Origin of the sequence: Flagellimonas aurea (assembly GCF_017313785.1) — a bacterium.
Taxonomy (GTDB): Bacteria; Bacteroidota; Bacteroidia; order Flavobacteriales; family Flavobacteriaceae; genus Flagellimonas; species Flagellimonas aurea.
Genome location: NZ_JAFLNL010000006.1, coordinates 200,239 through 215,910, shown reverse-complemented (window position 1 = coordinate 215,910; position 15,672 = coordinate 200,239). Strand labels below are relative to the sequence as shown.

The following is a 15,672-nucleotide window of genomic DNA, read 5'->3' as shown; positions in this document are numbered from 1 at the left end:
AAAATCGATTTCAAATAATTATACAAAACTGAAACTAAAAGTTAATTTAGCAACATGAAAACTCAGGTCTGTTACAATTCCGCGACTTGAATAACCTAACCGAAGTCTGAACAATGAAGATCAAAAAGGAGGTTACCATCTACGATCTTGCCAAAGAATTGAACTATTCCCCCTCGACGATTTCGAGAGCCCTGAATAATCATAAAAGTATCAGCAAAAAGACCATTAAGCTGATCAAAGAGGCGGCGGAAGAGATGGGGTATCGCCCCAATAACTTGGCAGCGGGACTCAGAAATAATAAGAGCAACACCATCGGTGTCCTCATTTCCAGAATCAACCGTCCATTCATGGCCTCGTTAATCAGTGGAATTGAAGAGACTGCCCGGAAGGCCGGATACAATGTACTTATCAGTCAATCCAATGATAAGTATGAGAATGAAATAAGCAATTGCAATACACTTTACGATAGCAGAATAACCGGGTTGATTGTTTCGCTTTCCATGGAAACTGTGGAAATGGAACATTTCCAAAAGTTTGTGGACAAGGGCATACCAATTGTCTTTGTGGATAGGGTACCGGATAATTTCAATTCCTACAAAGTCGTCATCGATAACTATACTGCAGGTTATTCCGCAACCAAGCATTTGATAGAGCAAGGTTGTAAACGAATTGCACATTTTGCAGGAGCGCAGCATAGAAATGTATACCGGGAACGTAAAAAGGGGTATCTGGATGCCCTTCGAGAGCATGGTCTGCCCATAGAGGATAACCTAATGGTTAATTTTAAGACCCTGAGTTTTGAGGAGGGCAACAAAGCCACCAAAAAACTCCTGAAGTCGGCCAATCCACCGGATGGCATTTTTTCCGCCAACGATACCGCTGCGGTGAGTGCCATTATGTGTGCCAAGAAAATGGGAGTTGAAGTGCCCGAACAATTGGCGGTAATCGGGTTTAATGATGACCCCATTGCATCCATTGTGCAACCATCGCTGTCTACCGTATCCCACCCTGCAAGCAAAATGGGAGCAATTTCGGCAAAAAGAATCTTAGATCATTCCATCAACACTTACGATACAGGAGTTTCTGAAGTCACTGTACTCGGGACAGAGATCATTGCCAGGGATTCCTCTTTAAAGAGAACCAAAGTTTTAGAGTCCGAATAAGCTAGGCAGCCAAAGGCTAAGTTCAGGAAAAATACTTACAAAAACCAAGGCCAGAATCATTGCTAAAAATAAGGGTAACAGTGGACGTACTACTTTTTGAATCGTTGTCTTGGCCACCCCGACCCCTATGAACAATACGGCCCCAACAGGCGGTGTACATAGGCCAATGCAAAGGTTCAGCACCATTATAATTCCAAAATGGACAGGGTCTATACCAAGTTCCATCACCACGGGCAAAAATATGGGAGTGAATATCAATACAGCAGGGGTCATGTCCATAAAAATTCCTACGATAAGAAGAATTATATTGATCAAGATGATGACCATAATCTTGTTGTCGCTCAAACTCAAGAGTGCTTGAGTGACCGCTTGTGGGATATTTTCATACGAAAGCACCCACGACATCGCAATGGAAACCGCAATCAGTAACATGACTATGGCAATGGTAGAGGAGGACTCCACTAAAATAGGGCGAATGTCCTTGATAGAAATTTCCTTGTAGATCATTGCCAGTACCAAACAATAGATTACTGCTACTGAAGATGCTTCGGTCGCGGTGAATATTCCTGCCACAATACCTCCTATAACCACTATCAATAGGAAGAGACTGGGCAATGCATCTAAAAAAGTGCTAAGTATCATTTTAAATGAACTACGGTCCGCGGTGGGATATCCTTTTTTTCTGGCCCAGATATAAGCAACTATCATTAGGAATATTCCTGTGATAATACCGGGAAGATATCCTGCTAAAAATAGGGCGCCAATACTCACCCCACCACTGGCTACGGAATAAATGATAAAAATATTACTGGGTGGAATTACCAGTCCGGTCGTGGCGGATGTTACGTTAACAGCCACTCCAAAACCTTTATCATACCCGGATTCTTCCATTTTTTCCGACATAAAACCTCCAATGGCCGCTGCGGCGGCTCCGGCAGACCCTGCAATGGCACCGAATAACATGGCCGCAACAATGTTCACGTGGGCCAACCCGCCGGGTAACGCACCCACCAAACTTTTGGCGAAAGCAATCAAACGTTCGGCAATGCCCCCCTTGTTCATAATATGACCGGCCAAAATAAAGAATGGTATCGCCAAGATAGAAAAACTGTCCAATCCGGTTACAAGTCTCTGTGCAATGGTAGTAACTGCAGGGAAAGTATCTACACTTACCATTAAAGTAAGTAAGGATGATATCCCTAAAGCCCAGGCCACAGGAACACGAATCGAAATCAAAATGAGAAAACTAAGGATAAGAATGCTAATTTCCATTTTTGATTTTTTTTATGATGGTGAAAAGCTCTGATAATTTGAAATAGAGGATAAAAGCTCCGGATATGGGCAGCACCATATAAACAAATCCAATGGGCAATTGCAGGGCAGGAGATGTTTGGCCCAGTGCAAACGAAATATAGACGTACCTAATACCACCGATCAAAAAAACGGCCACAGCAAATAACAATACAAGTAGATGGATAACAATATCCAAGTAGTTTTGTTGCTTTTGGTTAAGGTGTTGTGGCAGTAAGTCAATGGCAATATGCAACTTTTTGCCTGAAGCGTAGGCCGCGCCCAAAATACTGAGCCATACCAGTAAAAAACGGGCAAGTTCATCTGTCCAAGAGCTCTGACTTTCCAATAGATATCGTGTAATTACCCCCCAAAACACATCCAGCACCATAACTCCCAACAAAAATGCCATGGCCCATTCCAAAAAGCTGTTCACATGGTTTTTCATTATTCGGTGCTCTTAATTTCTTGAACGAGTTTGTACAAATGTCCATTTTTTTCTTTCAGGGATTGGAGCATGGGTTTTGCTTTTTCTTCGAAAAGTGATTTATCTGGGTATATAATCTGAACGCCCGCTTTTTTAATTTCCGTCAAGGCTTCACGTTCCGCGTCTTCCCATAATTTTCGCTGTAAAACAGTAGCTTCTTCCACAGCTTCCATTAACCATCCTTTTTCCTGTTCGCTCAGCTTGTTCCACGTCAATGTGCCAATGACTAAAATATCAGGGATTGAGGTATGTTCGTTTTTGGAAAAATACTTACAGACCTCATAATGTTTCGAGGTATAAAAACTGGGAAGGTTGTTTTCTGCACCATCCACCACGCCTTGTTGAAGTGAAGTGTATAGTTCCGCCCAAGAAATGGGAGTAGGGGACCCACCGAAATCCTTCACCATTTCTATGGCCGTGGGACTCTGCATTACCCGTAATTTAAGACCCTCCAAGTCTTTTGGACTATCAATGGGGGTATCCTTTGTGTAGAATGAACGATTTCCGGCGTCAAAGTAGGTCAAACCCTTTAGCCAAAACTGTTCCGAACCGGAAAGAAGCTTTTTCCCGATTTCACCATCATATATTTTGAAACGATGCGCATCATCTTTAAATATGTAGGGGTACCCCAATACCTTAAGGTCGGGCGAAAAATTTTCCATTACCGCTGCCGATACCTTGGTCATGCCCAAACTACCTATTTGGAGCAGTTCCAAGGACTGTTTCTCGGAACCCAATTGGCTACTGGGATAAATTTCAATTTTGAGTTTCCCCTTTGATTTTTCCGCAATTAGATCTGCCATGTATACCATGGCTTCGTGCACAGGATGGCTTACACCAAGACTATGTGCCAGTTTTATGGAATTTACATTTTCCTCATCTGGCTTACAGCTCAAGAGAAGTATGGCGAAAAGGATGAAAAACCAGGTTTTCATACTGATTTTATCTCTTGGATGATCTTTATAACGTCTTTTACCTTTTGGGTGATCAAATCAAAGTTTCCTTGAACCAGAGCTTGTTTGTCTATGAGTTTGGAGCCCATCCCCACACAGGTGGCGCCAGCTTCAAACCAAGCGGTCAGGTTTTCTTGGGTAGTGTCCACCCCGCCAGTAGGCATTATGTTGGTCCACGGTTGAGGTCCCTTAACGGCCTTGATAAATTGGGGACCGTACACTTCCGCAGGAAATAATTTTACCACTTCACAGCCAAGTTCCTCGGCCCTTGTAATTTCGGTAAGCGTACCGCATCCGGGAGACCAAAAAATCTTTTTACGGTTGCACACAATGGCAATGTCCTCCCGTAGCACAGGAGTAACCACGAAAGAAGCACCCATATTAATAAAGTTGGAAGCAGTAGCGGCATCAGTAACAGAGCCAACGCCCAATATCATATCGGGACATTCTTTATTGCAGAAATCAACTAGTTCAGAAAATACCTTTTCGGCGTTTTCCCCTCTATGGGTAAATTCAAAAAGTCTAGCGCCCCCATTATAGCAGGCTTTTACTACTTGCTGTACCATTTTGGGGTCGGAATTGTAGAACAAGGGAACAAACCCAGTGTCCCCCATAGCTTTAAAAACCTCGAGACGGGTGTATTTTTTCATGTGCGATATGTTTGTTTAGTTCAGGGGTTGTGAGTCCCTTTATGTTTTTACGCTTTCATTTTTCATTACGCTCGGGAATTGAAAAAATGCTTTGGCGTTGTTATATGTTATGTCTTTTACGATTTGTCCTATCCACTCCATGTCATTCGGAAGCAATCCAGCTTTAAGGTCGTTGCCGAGCATATTGCACAATACCCTCCTATAGTATTCGTGCCTTGGAAAAGATAGAAAACTTCTACTGTCCGTAAGCATGCCCACCGAGCAACTGAGCAAGCCCATATTGGAAAGGACATTCAATTGGTCCTCGATACCATCTTTTTGATCTAAAAACCACCAAGCAGCCCCGAATTGTACTTTACTTTTGATTCCCTCTCCCGTAAAATTACCGGCCATAGTGGCGAACACCTCATTGTCCGAAGGATTGGAATTGTATAAAATGGTTTTGGGCAGGCTTTCATTGCTGTTTAGATGGTTCAAAAAGCTGGCCAATTGTTCCGCTTGTTGATAATCGCCAATACTGTCCACTCCCGCATTGATTCCTATTTTGGAAAGAACGGCTTGGTTGGTGTCCCGGATGGGGCCTAAATGCAATTGCATCACCCAATTTTTGTTGGCATAAAACTCGCCCAGCGTATGCATTATCGCCGATTTGTACTTAGTGACTTCAATTTTGGAAATTGATTTCCCATCTAAGCGAAGCCTCAGTATTCCATTAATTTGGTCCGGAGTAAATGATTCTCCAAAAGCATGCGTCAATCCATGGTCTGAAAGTCTACATCCATGTGTATGGAAAAAATCAACCCTAACACCGATGGCTTCCTTTAGGGATTCGAAATCGGTGATTTCAATATCCGTGATTTCGGATAGGCGCTTTAGGTAATCCAGAAAATCATCTTTCTCAATATCAATGAGACCATCCGGTCTAAACGTTGGCAGAACTTCGGTGCTAAAACCTGAATCACCCAATTTGGCATGATCGGAGAGATTGTCCAACGGGTCATCCGTGGTGCACACCACCTTTACATGCATCCGTTCAAGGAGCTGTTGGGTCGAAAAATCTGAAGTGTTCAGTTTTTCATTACATATTCCATAAATTTCCGATGCAGTCTTTGGAGACAGAATTTTATCGACTCCAAAATATCGGCTCAGTTCCATATGCGTCCAATGGTATAAAGGATTCCTTAACGTGTAGGGTACGGTTTCTGCCCATTTAAGGAACTTTTCCTCATCTGTAGCGTCGCCTGTAATGTACTTTTCCTCTATGCCCAAGGCTCGCATAGCCCTCCACTTATAATGATCGCCTTCAATCCAAATCCGGGTCATATTGGCAAAGTTCTTATTATCCGCGATTTCGTTGACCGGAAGATGACAATGAAAATCGATGATAGGCTGACTCTCTGCATAATTGTGATATAGCTCCTTAGCGTAATCAGTTTCCAGCAAAAAGTCATCGTGTATAAATTTTTTCATGTGTTGGTTTCTAAGGAAGGGTTTAGTTTATGACGACAGTTTTATGGCTGGGCGGAAATACCGTGGTCAGTAGGGAACTATCCTCAAAACATACCTCAAACTTTACAGATCCTAAAACCTGTTTACCCTTGGGAATTACAAGTTGTAAAACGTTCGGCTCCAAAGTGAAGGTACTGTTTTTGGAAGTATTTGTGTTGAAATATTTTAAATCGGCTTCAAGGTCCAAGACCATGACTCTTTCTATTTTCTTCTTGTAAAAGGAGAAAAATGTAAAGGCCGGAAAACGAAACAGGGGAACCTTAAAAGATTTCATTACTTATTTATTTAGATTATTTTTTCTTTAAATAGATTCCAAATTTCGTAAAAATTTTCATTTTTGCAATCGATTGCGTTAAACATTTTGTTAATCTATGAATTTTTTACTTATTTTACTGGGCGCAATTGATTGATTAACTAATTAATCGATTTTTTTTGTGAATTTCCAAATGATGAAACATCCCTTTAGACTTAAAAAAACATTTTTTTTCAGCTTTTTTGTACTGCTGTGCAGTATGTCGTTCGCCTTGTCCAATGGATATGAGCTATGGTTAAATTACGATAAAATATCAGATGATACTGTCTTAAAAACGTATCAAAACCAGCTTCAAAGCGTCTTTGTGGAAGAAGGTGGCGCGACAATGCAAGCCATTAGGAAGGAGTTGGAAATGGGTTTGGGAGGCCTATTGGATTTGGAAATTCGGTTCGAATCCCTTCCATCTTCAGGGAATCAATTGGTTGTTTCCAAATATGGTAGTTTGCCGAAGGACTTTAAAGAAGACATCAATATTGATAACCTTAATAGTGAAGGCTATATTATAAAGCATATCGAAAAAAGTGGAAAGGACTATTTAATTATTACAGGTAAGGAAGAAATTGGATTGCTCTATGGAACTTTTCATTTTTTACGTGCTTTAAAAATGCATCAATCACTGGATGCAATGGACGCGGAAGAATCCCCAAAAGTTGATATCCGTATGTTGAATCACTGGGACAATTTGGACAGAACCATTGAAAGAGGATACTCCGGATTCTCCATCTGGAATTGGCAAACACTTCCCGATTATATAGATCAGCGCTATATAGACTACGCCAGGGCGAACGCATCAATCGGAATCAATGGTACAGCATTGACCAATGTGAACGCGAATGCGCTTATTTTAACACCTCAATATTTGGAAAAGGTGAAGGCTCTTGCCGATGTGTTCCGCCCATATGGCCTAAAAGTGTATCTCACCGCCCGGTTTTCCGCACCCTTGGAAATAGGAGGCTTGGAAACAGCAGACCCTTTGGACCCGAAGGTAATCCAATGGTGGAAGGAAAAGACGACGGAAATTTATAAGAGCATTCCTGATTTTGGAGGTTTTTTGGTGAAGGCAAACTCAGAAGGACAGCCCGGCCCGCAAAATTATGGACGAACCCACTTGGATGGCGCAAAGGTACTGGCCAACGCCCTTGCCCCACACAATGGAACCGTAATTTGGCGTGCATTTGTTTATTCCGAACACGATGCCGATGACAGGGCAAAACAAGCATACAGTGAATTTGTTCCCGATGATGGGAAGTATCCGGACAATGTTCTTATCCAGGTAAAGAATGGACCCATTGATTTTCAGCCAAGAGAACCGTTCCATCCTATGTTCGGTGCCATGCCAAATACCCCACTTATGATGGAGTTTCAGATAACCAAGGAATATTTGGGCTTTGCCACACATTTGGTCTATCTCCCCAAGTTATTTGAAGAGGTACTAAAGAGCGATACCTATCAAAAAGGGAAAGGGTCCACGGTGGCCAAAGTGGTGGATGGTTCCCTGTATAATAAAAAGTTGACGGGAATGGCAGGGGTTTCCAATATAGGAACAGATGCCAACTGGACCGGACACCCATTCGGCCAAGCAGATTGGTATGGCTTTGGTCGATTGGCATGGGACCCCTCCATGGAATCCGAAGCAATTGCTGACGAATGGTTGCGATGTACCTTTGGCAACAACGAAAAGTTTATAAAGCCCGTAAAGAAAATGATGCTGGAGTCAAGAGAGGCCGTTGTAAACTATATGAACCCACTCGGATTACATCATTTATTTGATACAAGCCATCATTATGGTCCCGGACCTTGGGTAGGCAATCTATCCCGTCCAGAATGGAACCCTGTATACTATCATAAAGCGGATGAAGACGGAATCGGTTTTGATAGGACCAAAACAGGGAGTAATGCACTATCACAATACGCACCAGAATTCGAGGAAAAATTTGGAAATCCGAAAACCTGTCCAGAGGAATACCTCCTATGGTTTCATCATTTACCGTGGGATTACCAGCTTAAGAGCGGAAGAACACTCTGGGACGGTTTGGGAATCAAATACCAGCAAGGGGTGGACCAAGTAAAGCAAATGATCAATACATGGGAAAACATGGAACCCTACGTGGATGAATATAGACACAATCAAGTGAGTATGTTATTGGGCATACAGCTCAAAGAGGCCAAATGGTGGCGAGATGCTTGTATGCTCTATTTTCAGACATTCTCAAAAATGGATTTTCCAAAGGAAATGGAATCCCCGGAAAATACATTGCAACATTATCAGTCTTTAAAGTTCCCTTATGCGCCAGGTATTCGGCCGCAATGGGATTAAAAATCACCAACACACATATTAATGGATAAAAAAATAGCCATAGTAACCGGGGGAAACTCTGGATTGGGATATGCAACAGCAAAGAAATTCTGCGATAACGGTATCAAAACCTATGTTATTGGGCGAACCAAGGAACGCACGGTCAATGCTTGTGCGGAAATAGGGGACAATGCCGTACCATTGATTTTTGATCTGACGAATTTGGACAAAATCCCCGGAATGATCCAAGATATTTTTGATAAGGAAGGGCAGATTGATATTCTGGTCAACAATGCAGGTATCAATATGAAGAAAGAGTTTATCGAAGTCACGGATGCCGAATTTGAAAACATCCTGCACACCAACCTTTTTAGCGTTTTTTCCATTAGTAGGGAGGTGGTCAAAAAAATGAAGGAAACAGGTGGCGGAAGCATTGTGAACATTAGTTCCATGGCAGCCCAGTACGGTATGCCCAAGGTAGTTGCCTATTCCGCCAGTAAAACCGCCATAGAAGGTATGACACGAGCAATGGCCGTAGACTTGGCCCAATATAATATTAGGACAAATTGCATCGCTCCGGGCTTTATCAAGACCAAAATGACCGCTAAAGCACTGGATTCAGACCCTCCAAGAAAGGAGAAAGTGTTCTCAAGAACACCGATGGGCAAAATGGGACTTCCAGAGGATATTGCCGATGCCGTGTTCTTTATGTGTTCCAAGGAGGCCAAATTTGTTACTGGAACGGTACTTCCCGTTGATGGAGGTAATAGTATAGGTTTTTAATTATAGAGGACAGAGTATGATCACAATGCAGCAGACCATGCGTTGGTATGGCCCTAACGATGGTGTTTCCCTTCGGGATATCAGGGAGTGTGGTGTAACCGGAATTGTTACCGCTTTGCACCAGATTCCGGTAGGGGAAGTATGGCAGGTACAGGATATTCAAGAACGCCAGCAAGTTATTCGTGAAGAAGGTATGGAATGGATGGTAGTAGAAAGTTTGCCGGTACACGAAGATATCAAGAGACGTGGTGGTAATTTCGAGCAATACATTCAAAACTATAAAGAGAGTTTGAAAAACTTGGCCGAGTGCGGCATCAAGGTGGTTGCCTACAATTTTATGCCCATTTTGGACTGGGTGCGTACAGATCATGCCCATATCAATGCTGATGGGACAAAAGCACTGTTGTTCGATGAGGTGGCCTTTATATTTTTTGACGTGTATTTACTGAAAAGACCGGGCGCAGAGAACGATTACTCCAAAGACCAATTGATTGAAGCAAAAAACTATGGAAACTCTTTAGACCAGTCGGAAAAAGAAAAACTCTTTAAAAACGTGCTGTTGGGATTGCCGGGAAGTGATGAAAGGTTTACGCCAGAAAAGATGTTGGAACTTTTGAACGCTTATCAGGGTATCGATGATGATGCTTTGCGCAAGAATCTGGTCCATTTTCTTTCAGAAGTTGCTCCAGTGGCGGAAGAACTGGGAGTAAAATTGGCCATTCACCCAGATGACCCTCCTTTTTCCGTCTTGGGACTTCCACGGGTCGTTTCAACGGAGAAGGATATCGAGTATATTTTGTCCGCAGTTCCGGAAAACGCCAATGGACTTTGTTATTGTACCGGTTCATTGGGTGCCCGGCCGAACAACGACTTGGTTCGGGTTATTGATCAACACGGAGATCGCATTCATTTTTTGCATTTGAGGAATGTAAAACGAGAAGACGGAAAACGGTTTAGAGAGTCTGAACACCTAAAAGGGGATAATCCTATGGAAGAGATTATTGAAAAACTTTTGTTACTCATGAACAAAAACAATATAGCCCTTCCGATGAGGCCCGACCATGGATTTCTACACTCTTTTGAGGGCAAGGAAAAGTATCCTGGGTATTCATTGATTGGAAGGCTAAAAGGACTGGCCGAGATCAGAGGGTTGGAACTTGGAATCTGTTATAAATTGGATCAACAGAAACAAGCTTAAAAAACAAGGATATTAAAGTGCTATAAACCTTTTTGATATAGTAGGAAAATTGTATTATTCTGTCCTGAATGGAGATGCAGGTAGCCCTTCTTTGTTATATAAATTGGGATTGTAGGGATTGTCTGCCCAAGCATAGCGAACATATTTTGGATTTGCGACTTTATCGCTCCAAACAATTACTTTATCTCCTTCAATTTTTGCCTTGGCCCATACAAAATTCTTATCCTCCCCTGCAATCTCAAAACTATCTAGGGTTTCGCCATCATTGGTAATCAACCCACCGCCAATATGTGAAAAGGATATAACAATTTTATCATCTTTTACCTGGGAGGATTCATAAATTGGCCCAGAGTAGACAAGATCTTCCCCGTAGACAATGTTTTGGGCGGCCAACGCCATACGTTCTCCTACGTCTTTTTTGTTATCTGGATGAATATCGTTCCATTCCCCTAAATCAATGTTTACGGTCATTGCAATATTCGCATCATCCCATGCCTTTAATTGCGCTTCCCTGAGTCTGGCCCAATTGCTTTCTGTCGGGGAATAGGTTACATCTCCAAAGTTTGGGAGTTGTGCGTAGATGAAGGGCAATTCCGGATTCTTGTAAACGCCTCTCCACCCGTTGATAAGGGCATGCATTAAATCCAAATATTCTTCAGGTCTACCGGCATTGCTCTCACCCTGATACCATAACACCCCTTTTATAGGGAGCTGTATGTATGGAGCCACCATACCATTGTATAATGCGGTGGGCTCGTTTTGAGGATTGATGGTTCTTTCTTGGGGCTTGTTGCCATTTTTGGAAAAAGAGGAAAAATCTACGGGTGGATAAACCTCTCCTACTTTATATTGCCAGTAGCCCTTTAAATCGACGGTATCCTTATCCGTGAAAACATAATAGGGCTTATCGGGAACAAAACCCCCCTTTCCGTAATTGTTGGTCACACGTATAACAAAGGTATTTTTCCCTGATTTAAGTATGTTGGAAGGCACATCGTACCTTCTTTGAGGATATTGGTAGGTGGTATTCCCCACTTTTTCACCGTTAATATATAATTCGTCTGCATCTACAATTCTTCCTAAAAACACAGTAGCTTCTTTACTATTCATTGATTGTGGCAAGTTGATTTCCTTTCTGTACCAGACCACTCCATTGAGGTCTCTGGCCCCTTGATCTTCCCAATAACCTGGAATATTGATTCTGCGCCAGTTTTTGGGTTCAAAGCTAATATCGTACCAAAGTGTTTCGCCAATAAGACCCTTATCTTTAGGTTTTTGAGATTGTTGGTTATTGGAAAACTTGTTTCTGGAATGGCTGTTTACAAAAGCGGTATCCTTATTTTCTTTAATAATCTTTAATTTATCTTCAAAGTCCTGATAGCCTTCTTCGTTTATCCATGCTTCAATGGGAGTGCCGCCCACACTGGCATTGATCAATCCAATGGGGACCCCATATTTCTTATATAATTTACGGGCGAAGAAGTAAGCAACCGCGGAGAACGGACGAATTTCATCGGATATGGCTACCTCCCACGAACCACCATTTAAATGTTTGCTGGGTCCCCGCAGGTCTGTTTTTTGGGGTACTTTAAAATGTCGTATTTCAGGATAGTTGGCATTGGCAATATCCTCTGCGTAGGTAACATCATGGATGTCCATTTGATGTACCATATTCGATTGGCCAGAGCACAACCAAACATCTCCGATGAGTATATCTTCCAAGATAATCTCATTTTTTCCTGAAATTTTTAAGGTATAAGGACCGCCTGCTTTCATTTTTGGAAATTCCACACGCCAATCTCCTTGGTTGTTGGCAGTGGCTTTTCTTTGCTTGCCATTGAACGTGGCGGTAATTCTTTCACTTGGTGATGCCCATCCCCAGATGGTAATCTTTGCGTTACGCTGTATTACCATGCTGTCCCTAATAATTTCGGGAAGTGTTACTTGGGATATACCAGTGGTGAAGGAGCACATTATTACAATGAGGGCCACCAATACTTTGCTACTTTTCACATTTATTATTTTAGTGTAGAATTCGTTTTAAAAATTACTTTATCAGTTTGCTTTGCGGAGGTCCCAAATAGCTCTCTGTATTGGCACCTTCTTTTTGCAACACCATTTTTTGCAATACCAAGCCTGGGTCGACTACCCAGTATTTTATGGTGTGTGCACCTGCTGAAAGTTCCTTTTCAAGTACGGTTTGGGTCATGATATTGTTCTTTACCGCTTCATTCCACCATGTAGGGTAGGTCCAATCGGGAGCTGAGGCATCTTTGTGCAAGTTCATCATTTTTGGTGTATCCCCATCAATGGACACGGCATAGATCAAACCTTCATCCTTCTGAAAATTAAGTGTAGGTGAAAAATATGTTGTTAGATTATAGGTGCCTGAATCAAGTAGATAGATTTCATATTCCAAATAAGGGCCATCATTGTTAGGGTTTTGCTTGGATGCTGTAACAGGCGAGGTGGTTATTGCCGAGCCCGTGCGGCCCAAGTTGGGTATGGTTTGCCAAGAAACCTCTGCTGATTCTATGGCGTTGTGATAGTTAACGGCATCAATACTAACTATGCCTTGATTCTCAACAAAACCTTTAATATCTTCTGAAAGGTCATTTCGAATAGGTACACTAACCGTGGTTCCTTCTTCTGAATTATCAGCTTTAATCACAATTTCTCCGACATCCTGACCATTGGGAGCTTTTTCCCAATCAATGCTCACAACTATTTTTTCATCATATTGAATGGTTCCACCACCAGAGGATAATTGTATCCAATCGTTTTCTGTGGTTATCGTATAAGTCAACTTTTCCGTGCCCATATTAAAGACTTCTACATAATAATTCTGATCGTTTACAGGGTCAAATGTTGAAAAGCTATGGCTATTCAATCCGCTGTGCATCCATTGAAACCTGCTTACTCCCTGTTCCACCACATATCCTAAATTGGCATTGTTTCCTGATTGTATATAGGATACGGCAGGCATTTTGTTGTAAGCAGGATCGCTCCAAGTGGTGTGCCCCATGTGGGTTTGGGACATCATATGGTTCCATTTGCCGTTGGAGACTGAATTGTGGTAGTATGTAGTGAATTCAGCATCTTTGAAGAACAATTCCTTTGTTTTGTCCGCATAATAGTTGGTAGATGTCCTGTTTTGAAATCTGTACAGTCCGTTTTTTCCGGCTGCCACGTACATCTCATTCAGATTGGCACATGCTTCAACGGGATATTGCACTAACTGATAAAAGGCGTCATGGGTTTCTTTGGGTAACTGTTCCTTCACATTTTTTGCACGCCCTACCAAAGCTTTGTAATCTTCCACCATTTTTTCGGCTTCATTAAAATTTTGAAGACTGTAGGTGGTGGGTTCTATCAATTCGGGTTTTCTTCGAGAGTTGTATTTGGTGTAGAGAGAGATGATATCACCGATTTCTTGGGCATGCTCGTTACCAAATTGCTCTTGTGCCCATGTAGTATAATATGCGGGCAACTGTTCGGCCGGAAAGTCCTCTGGGTTCCATGCATATTCCAAAAAGAAACTGATGGGAAATTCCATGGGCTTGATATCTCCCACGTTCACCAACCAAATCTCATCCACTCCGTAGGAATATGTGAGGTTCATTTGTTCCCAAACACGCTCAATTTGTGTTGTGTTCAACCATTTGTAGCTTCTTGGGCCTCCAACAAAATCAAAATGATAGTACATGCCATAGCCGCCTGAGCGAGGTTCGGTGTCCAAAGCGGGCAAAACGCGAACCTGTCCCCAGTTATCATCACAAAGCAATAAAGTTACATCGTCGGGTACACGCATGCCTTTATCGCAATACTCCTGAACTTCTTTATAAAGCGCCCATACTTGCGGAGTATCTTCAATGGGTTTTCCGGTAACTTCTTTGATGATTTCTCTTTGGTCTTTTACTATTTTTTCTAGGAGACCAATATTTGTTCCTTCGCTCATGGCCTCATCGCCATCACCGCGCATAGCAAGAGTGACCACCTTTTCCTGTCCTTTGGTACGCTCCATGCCTTCTCTCCAAAAATCCTTTAGTTTATTAGGGTTTTTATCATAATCCCAAGGACCTTCCCCATAGCGGTCCCATTCCACATGCGAACGCATCAACGGTTCGTGGTGCGATGTGGCCAAAACCACACCCATCTCATCGGCCAAAGGGGCAGTGGTGGGGTCGTCGTCCCAAAGGGAGCGCCCCCACATGGCGGGCCACAGGTAGTTTCCTTTCATTCGGAGAATCAATTCGAACACCTTTTCGTAAAACTGTTTGTTGAAATCACCGTATTTTTCTGTTACCCAACCCGATAGTGCCGGTGCTTCATCATTGATGAAAATACCCCTGTATTTTACCTTCGGCTCGCCAAGGGTGTAGGTTTCTGGTTTAGCGTAGATGTTTTCTCGGACCTTTATGGGAACATCGGCCCACCAATACCATGGAGAAACGCCCATTTGCTCGGAAAGGTCGAACATTCCAAAAATAGTCCCTCGTTTGTCACTCCCAACGATTACCAAGGCGTTGTCCACACCTTCCATGGGGTTTTTAACGGGAGTAATCAAAAATTGCTCCCACTTTCCTTCAAGTTCAGAAACATCTATTTTACCTTTTTGGGCCAAGCCATCGATTAGAGTACTTTTGCCCATGGTACCAACGATGATCAAGTTATTGGATCGATGAGTCTCCCCAACAATCAATTCAGGTGCTTTACCTGAAACATGTTCCAAGTCTTTTTGAAACATTCCGGCAATCCGTTGAACACCTTTATGGTCCGATTCACTGACCAGAATATCGCTAGCAATACTGTTTTCAACAATGGCGAATCCACTTTCTGCTTTCTGGGTGGTAAGCATTGAGTTTTGTGGAAAGGAGTCTTCAGTGTGTAAAGTGAGAACCCGTGCTAAATTATTCGTTTCAGTACTTGTTTCCGATGGTTCTTGCTTACAGGAGGTAAGGAGTAGAAGCAGGGCCAAGGCTGATAGGCAACCAGGGCTTATGTATTTAAGGTCCGAAGGTATTTTCATG

At 42.5% G+C, this 15,672-nt stretch carries 12 protein-coding genes; 4 read left to right on the top strand and 8 right to left on the bottom strand.

Going from position 1 to position 15,672, the window contains the following annotated elements:
- The first annotated feature begins 113 nt into the window (after positions 1 to 113).
- Entirely contained in the window at positions 114 to 1,163 is a 1,050-nt protein-coding gene (locus J0656_RS12180) for a LacI family DNA-binding transcriptional regulator (protein ID WP_207034188.1), read from the top strand.
- Here J0656_RS12180 and J0656_RS12175 read toward each other — a convergent pair.
- From J0656_RS12175 to J0656_RS12150, 6 genes are read right to left on the bottom strand one after another with little or no spacing between them, the layout of a single operon-like run.
- The gene (locus tag J0656_RS12175) at positions 1,149 to 2,435 is read right to left on the bottom strand and encodes a TRAP transporter large permease (RefSeq protein ID WP_207034186.1); all 1,287 of its coding nucleotides are present in this window, start codon (positions 2,433 to 2,435) and stop codon (positions 1,149 to 1,151) included. The two genes, J0656_RS12180 and J0656_RS12175, sit on opposite strands and share 15 nt — an antisense overlap.
- Positions 2,425 to 2,901, bottom strand: a complete 477-nt coding sequence (locus J0656_RS12170) for a TRAP transporter small permease (RefSeq protein ID WP_207034183.1) — start codon at positions 2,899 to 2,901, stop codon at positions 2,425 to 2,427. The genes J0656_RS12175 and J0656_RS12170 overlap by 11 nt, the downstream gene beginning before the upstream one ends.
- Positions 2,901 to 3,875 carry a TRAP transporter substrate-binding protein gene (locus tag J0656_RS12165; RefSeq protein WP_207034180.1) on the bottom strand — a complete coding sequence of 325 codons (975 nt, stop codon included), beginning with the start codon at positions 3,873 to 3,875 and terminating at the stop codon, positions 2,901 to 2,903. The genes J0656_RS12170 and J0656_RS12165 overlap by 1 nt, the downstream gene beginning before the upstream one ends.
- Positions 3,872 to 4,543, bottom strand: coding sequence for a bifunctional 4-hydroxy-2-oxoglutarate aldolase/2-dehydro-3-deoxy-phosphogluconate aldolase (locus J0656_RS12160; RefSeq protein WP_207034177.1), 672 nt, complete (start codon positions 4,541 to 4,543; stop codon positions 3,872 to 3,874). Before J0656_RS12160 ends, J0656_RS12165 begins: the two co-directional genes overlap by 4 nt.
- A 39-nt stretch (positions 4,544 to 4,582) precedes the next feature.
- Positions 4,583 to 6,013, bottom strand: coding sequence for a glucuronate isomerase (uxaC, locus tag J0656_RS12155; protein WP_207034174.1), 1,431 nt, complete (start codon positions 6,011 to 6,013; stop codon positions 4,583 to 4,585).
- A gap of 22 nt (positions 6,014 to 6,035) precedes the next feature.
- Entirely contained in the window at positions 6,036 to 6,326 is a 291-nt protein-coding gene (locus J0656_RS12150) for a hypothetical protein (protein WP_207034171.1), read from the bottom strand.
- 175 nt (positions 6,327 to 6,501) lie between these two features.
- Here J0656_RS12150 and J0656_RS12145 point away from each other — a divergent pair, with 175 nt between their 5' ends.
- The 3 genes from J0656_RS12145 to uxuA are packed head-to-tail and all read left to right on the top strand — an operon-like array spanning position 6,502 to position 10,642.
- The gene (locus tag J0656_RS12145) at positions 6,502 to 8,682 is read left to right on the top strand and encodes an alpha-glucuronidase family glycosyl hydrolase (protein WP_237688932.1); all 2,181 of its coding nucleotides are present in this window, start codon (positions 6,502 to 6,504) and stop codon (positions 8,680 to 8,682) included.
- A gap of 21 nt (positions 8,683 to 8,703) precedes the next feature.
- Positions 8,704 to 9,444, top strand: a complete 741-nt coding sequence (locus J0656_RS12140; RefSeq protein ID WP_207034168.1) for an SDR family NAD(P)-dependent oxidoreductase — start codon at positions 8,704 to 8,706, stop codon at positions 9,442 to 9,444.
- A gap of 25 nt (positions 9,445 to 9,469) precedes the next feature.
- Positions 9,470 to 10,642, top strand: a complete 1,173-nt coding sequence (gene uxuA, locus J0656_RS12135; RefSeq protein ID WP_207034384.1) for a mannonate dehydratase — start codon at positions 9,470 to 9,472, stop codon at positions 10,640 to 10,642.
- Between the two features lie 54 nt (positions 10,643 to 10,696).
- On the opposite strand, the gene J0656_RS12130 is transcribed toward uxuA, so the two are convergent.
- Positions 10,697 to 12,655, bottom strand: a complete 1,959-nt coding sequence (locus J0656_RS12130; RefSeq protein ID WP_207034165.1) for a sialate O-acetylesterase — start codon at positions 12,653 to 12,655, stop codon at positions 10,697 to 10,699.
- A 34-nt stretch (positions 12,656 to 12,689) separates the two neighbouring features.
- Positions 12,690 to 15,671: a glycosyl hydrolase 115 family protein gene (locus tag J0656_RS12125; RefSeq protein WP_237688931.1), complete on the bottom strand. Its 2,982-nt coding sequence runs from the start codon at positions 15,669 to 15,671 to the stop codon at positions 12,690 to 12,692.
- Position 15,672: the final 1 nt, after the last annotated feature.

What these genes read in the sequence shown, in the direction of transcription:
- J0656_RS12180 (WP_207034188.1), top strand. Translation starts at nt 114, where the DNA reads ATGAAGATCAAAAAGGAGGTTACCATCTACGATCTTGCCAAAGAATTG.
- J0656_RS12175 (WP_207034186.1), bottom strand. Translation starts at nt 2,435, where the DNA reads ATGGAAATTAGCATTCTTATCCTTAGTTTTCTCATTTTGATTTCGATT.
- J0656_RS12170 (WP_207034183.1), bottom strand. Translation starts at nt 2,901, where the DNA reads ATGAAAAACCATGTGAACAGCTTTTTGGAATGGGCCATGGCATTTTTG.
- J0656_RS12165 (WP_207034180.1), bottom strand. Translation starts at nt 3,875, where the DNA reads ATGAAAACCTGGTTTTTCATCCTTTTCGCCATACTTCTCTTGAGCTGT.
- J0656_RS12160 (WP_207034177.1), bottom strand. Translation starts at nt 4,543, where the DNA reads ATGAAAAAATACACCCGTCTCGAGGTTTTTAAAGCTATGGGGGACACT.
- uxaC (WP_207034174.1), bottom strand. Translation starts at nt 6,013, where the DNA reads ATGAAAAAATTTATACACGATGACTTTTTGCTGGAAACTGATTACGCT.
- J0656_RS12150 (WP_207034171.1), bottom strand. Translation starts at nt 6,326, where the DNA reads ATGAAATCTTTTAAGGTTCCCCTGTTTCGTTTTCCGGCCTTTACATTT.
- J0656_RS12145 (WP_237688932.1), top strand. Translation starts at nt 6,502, where the DNA reads ATGAAACATCCCTTTAGACTTAAAAAAACATTTTTTTTCAGCTTTTTT.
- J0656_RS12140 (WP_207034168.1), top strand. Translation starts at nt 8,704, where the DNA reads ATGGATAAAAAAATAGCCATAGTAACCGGGGGAAACTCTGGATTGGGA.
- uxuA (WP_207034384.1), top strand. Translation starts at nt 9,470, where the DNA reads ATGCAGCAGACCATGCGTTGGTATGGCCCTAACGATGGTGTTTCCCTT.
- J0656_RS12125 (WP_237688931.1), bottom strand. Translation starts at nt 15,671, where the DNA reads ATGAAAATACCTTCGGACCTTAAATACATAAGCCCTGGTTGCCTATCA.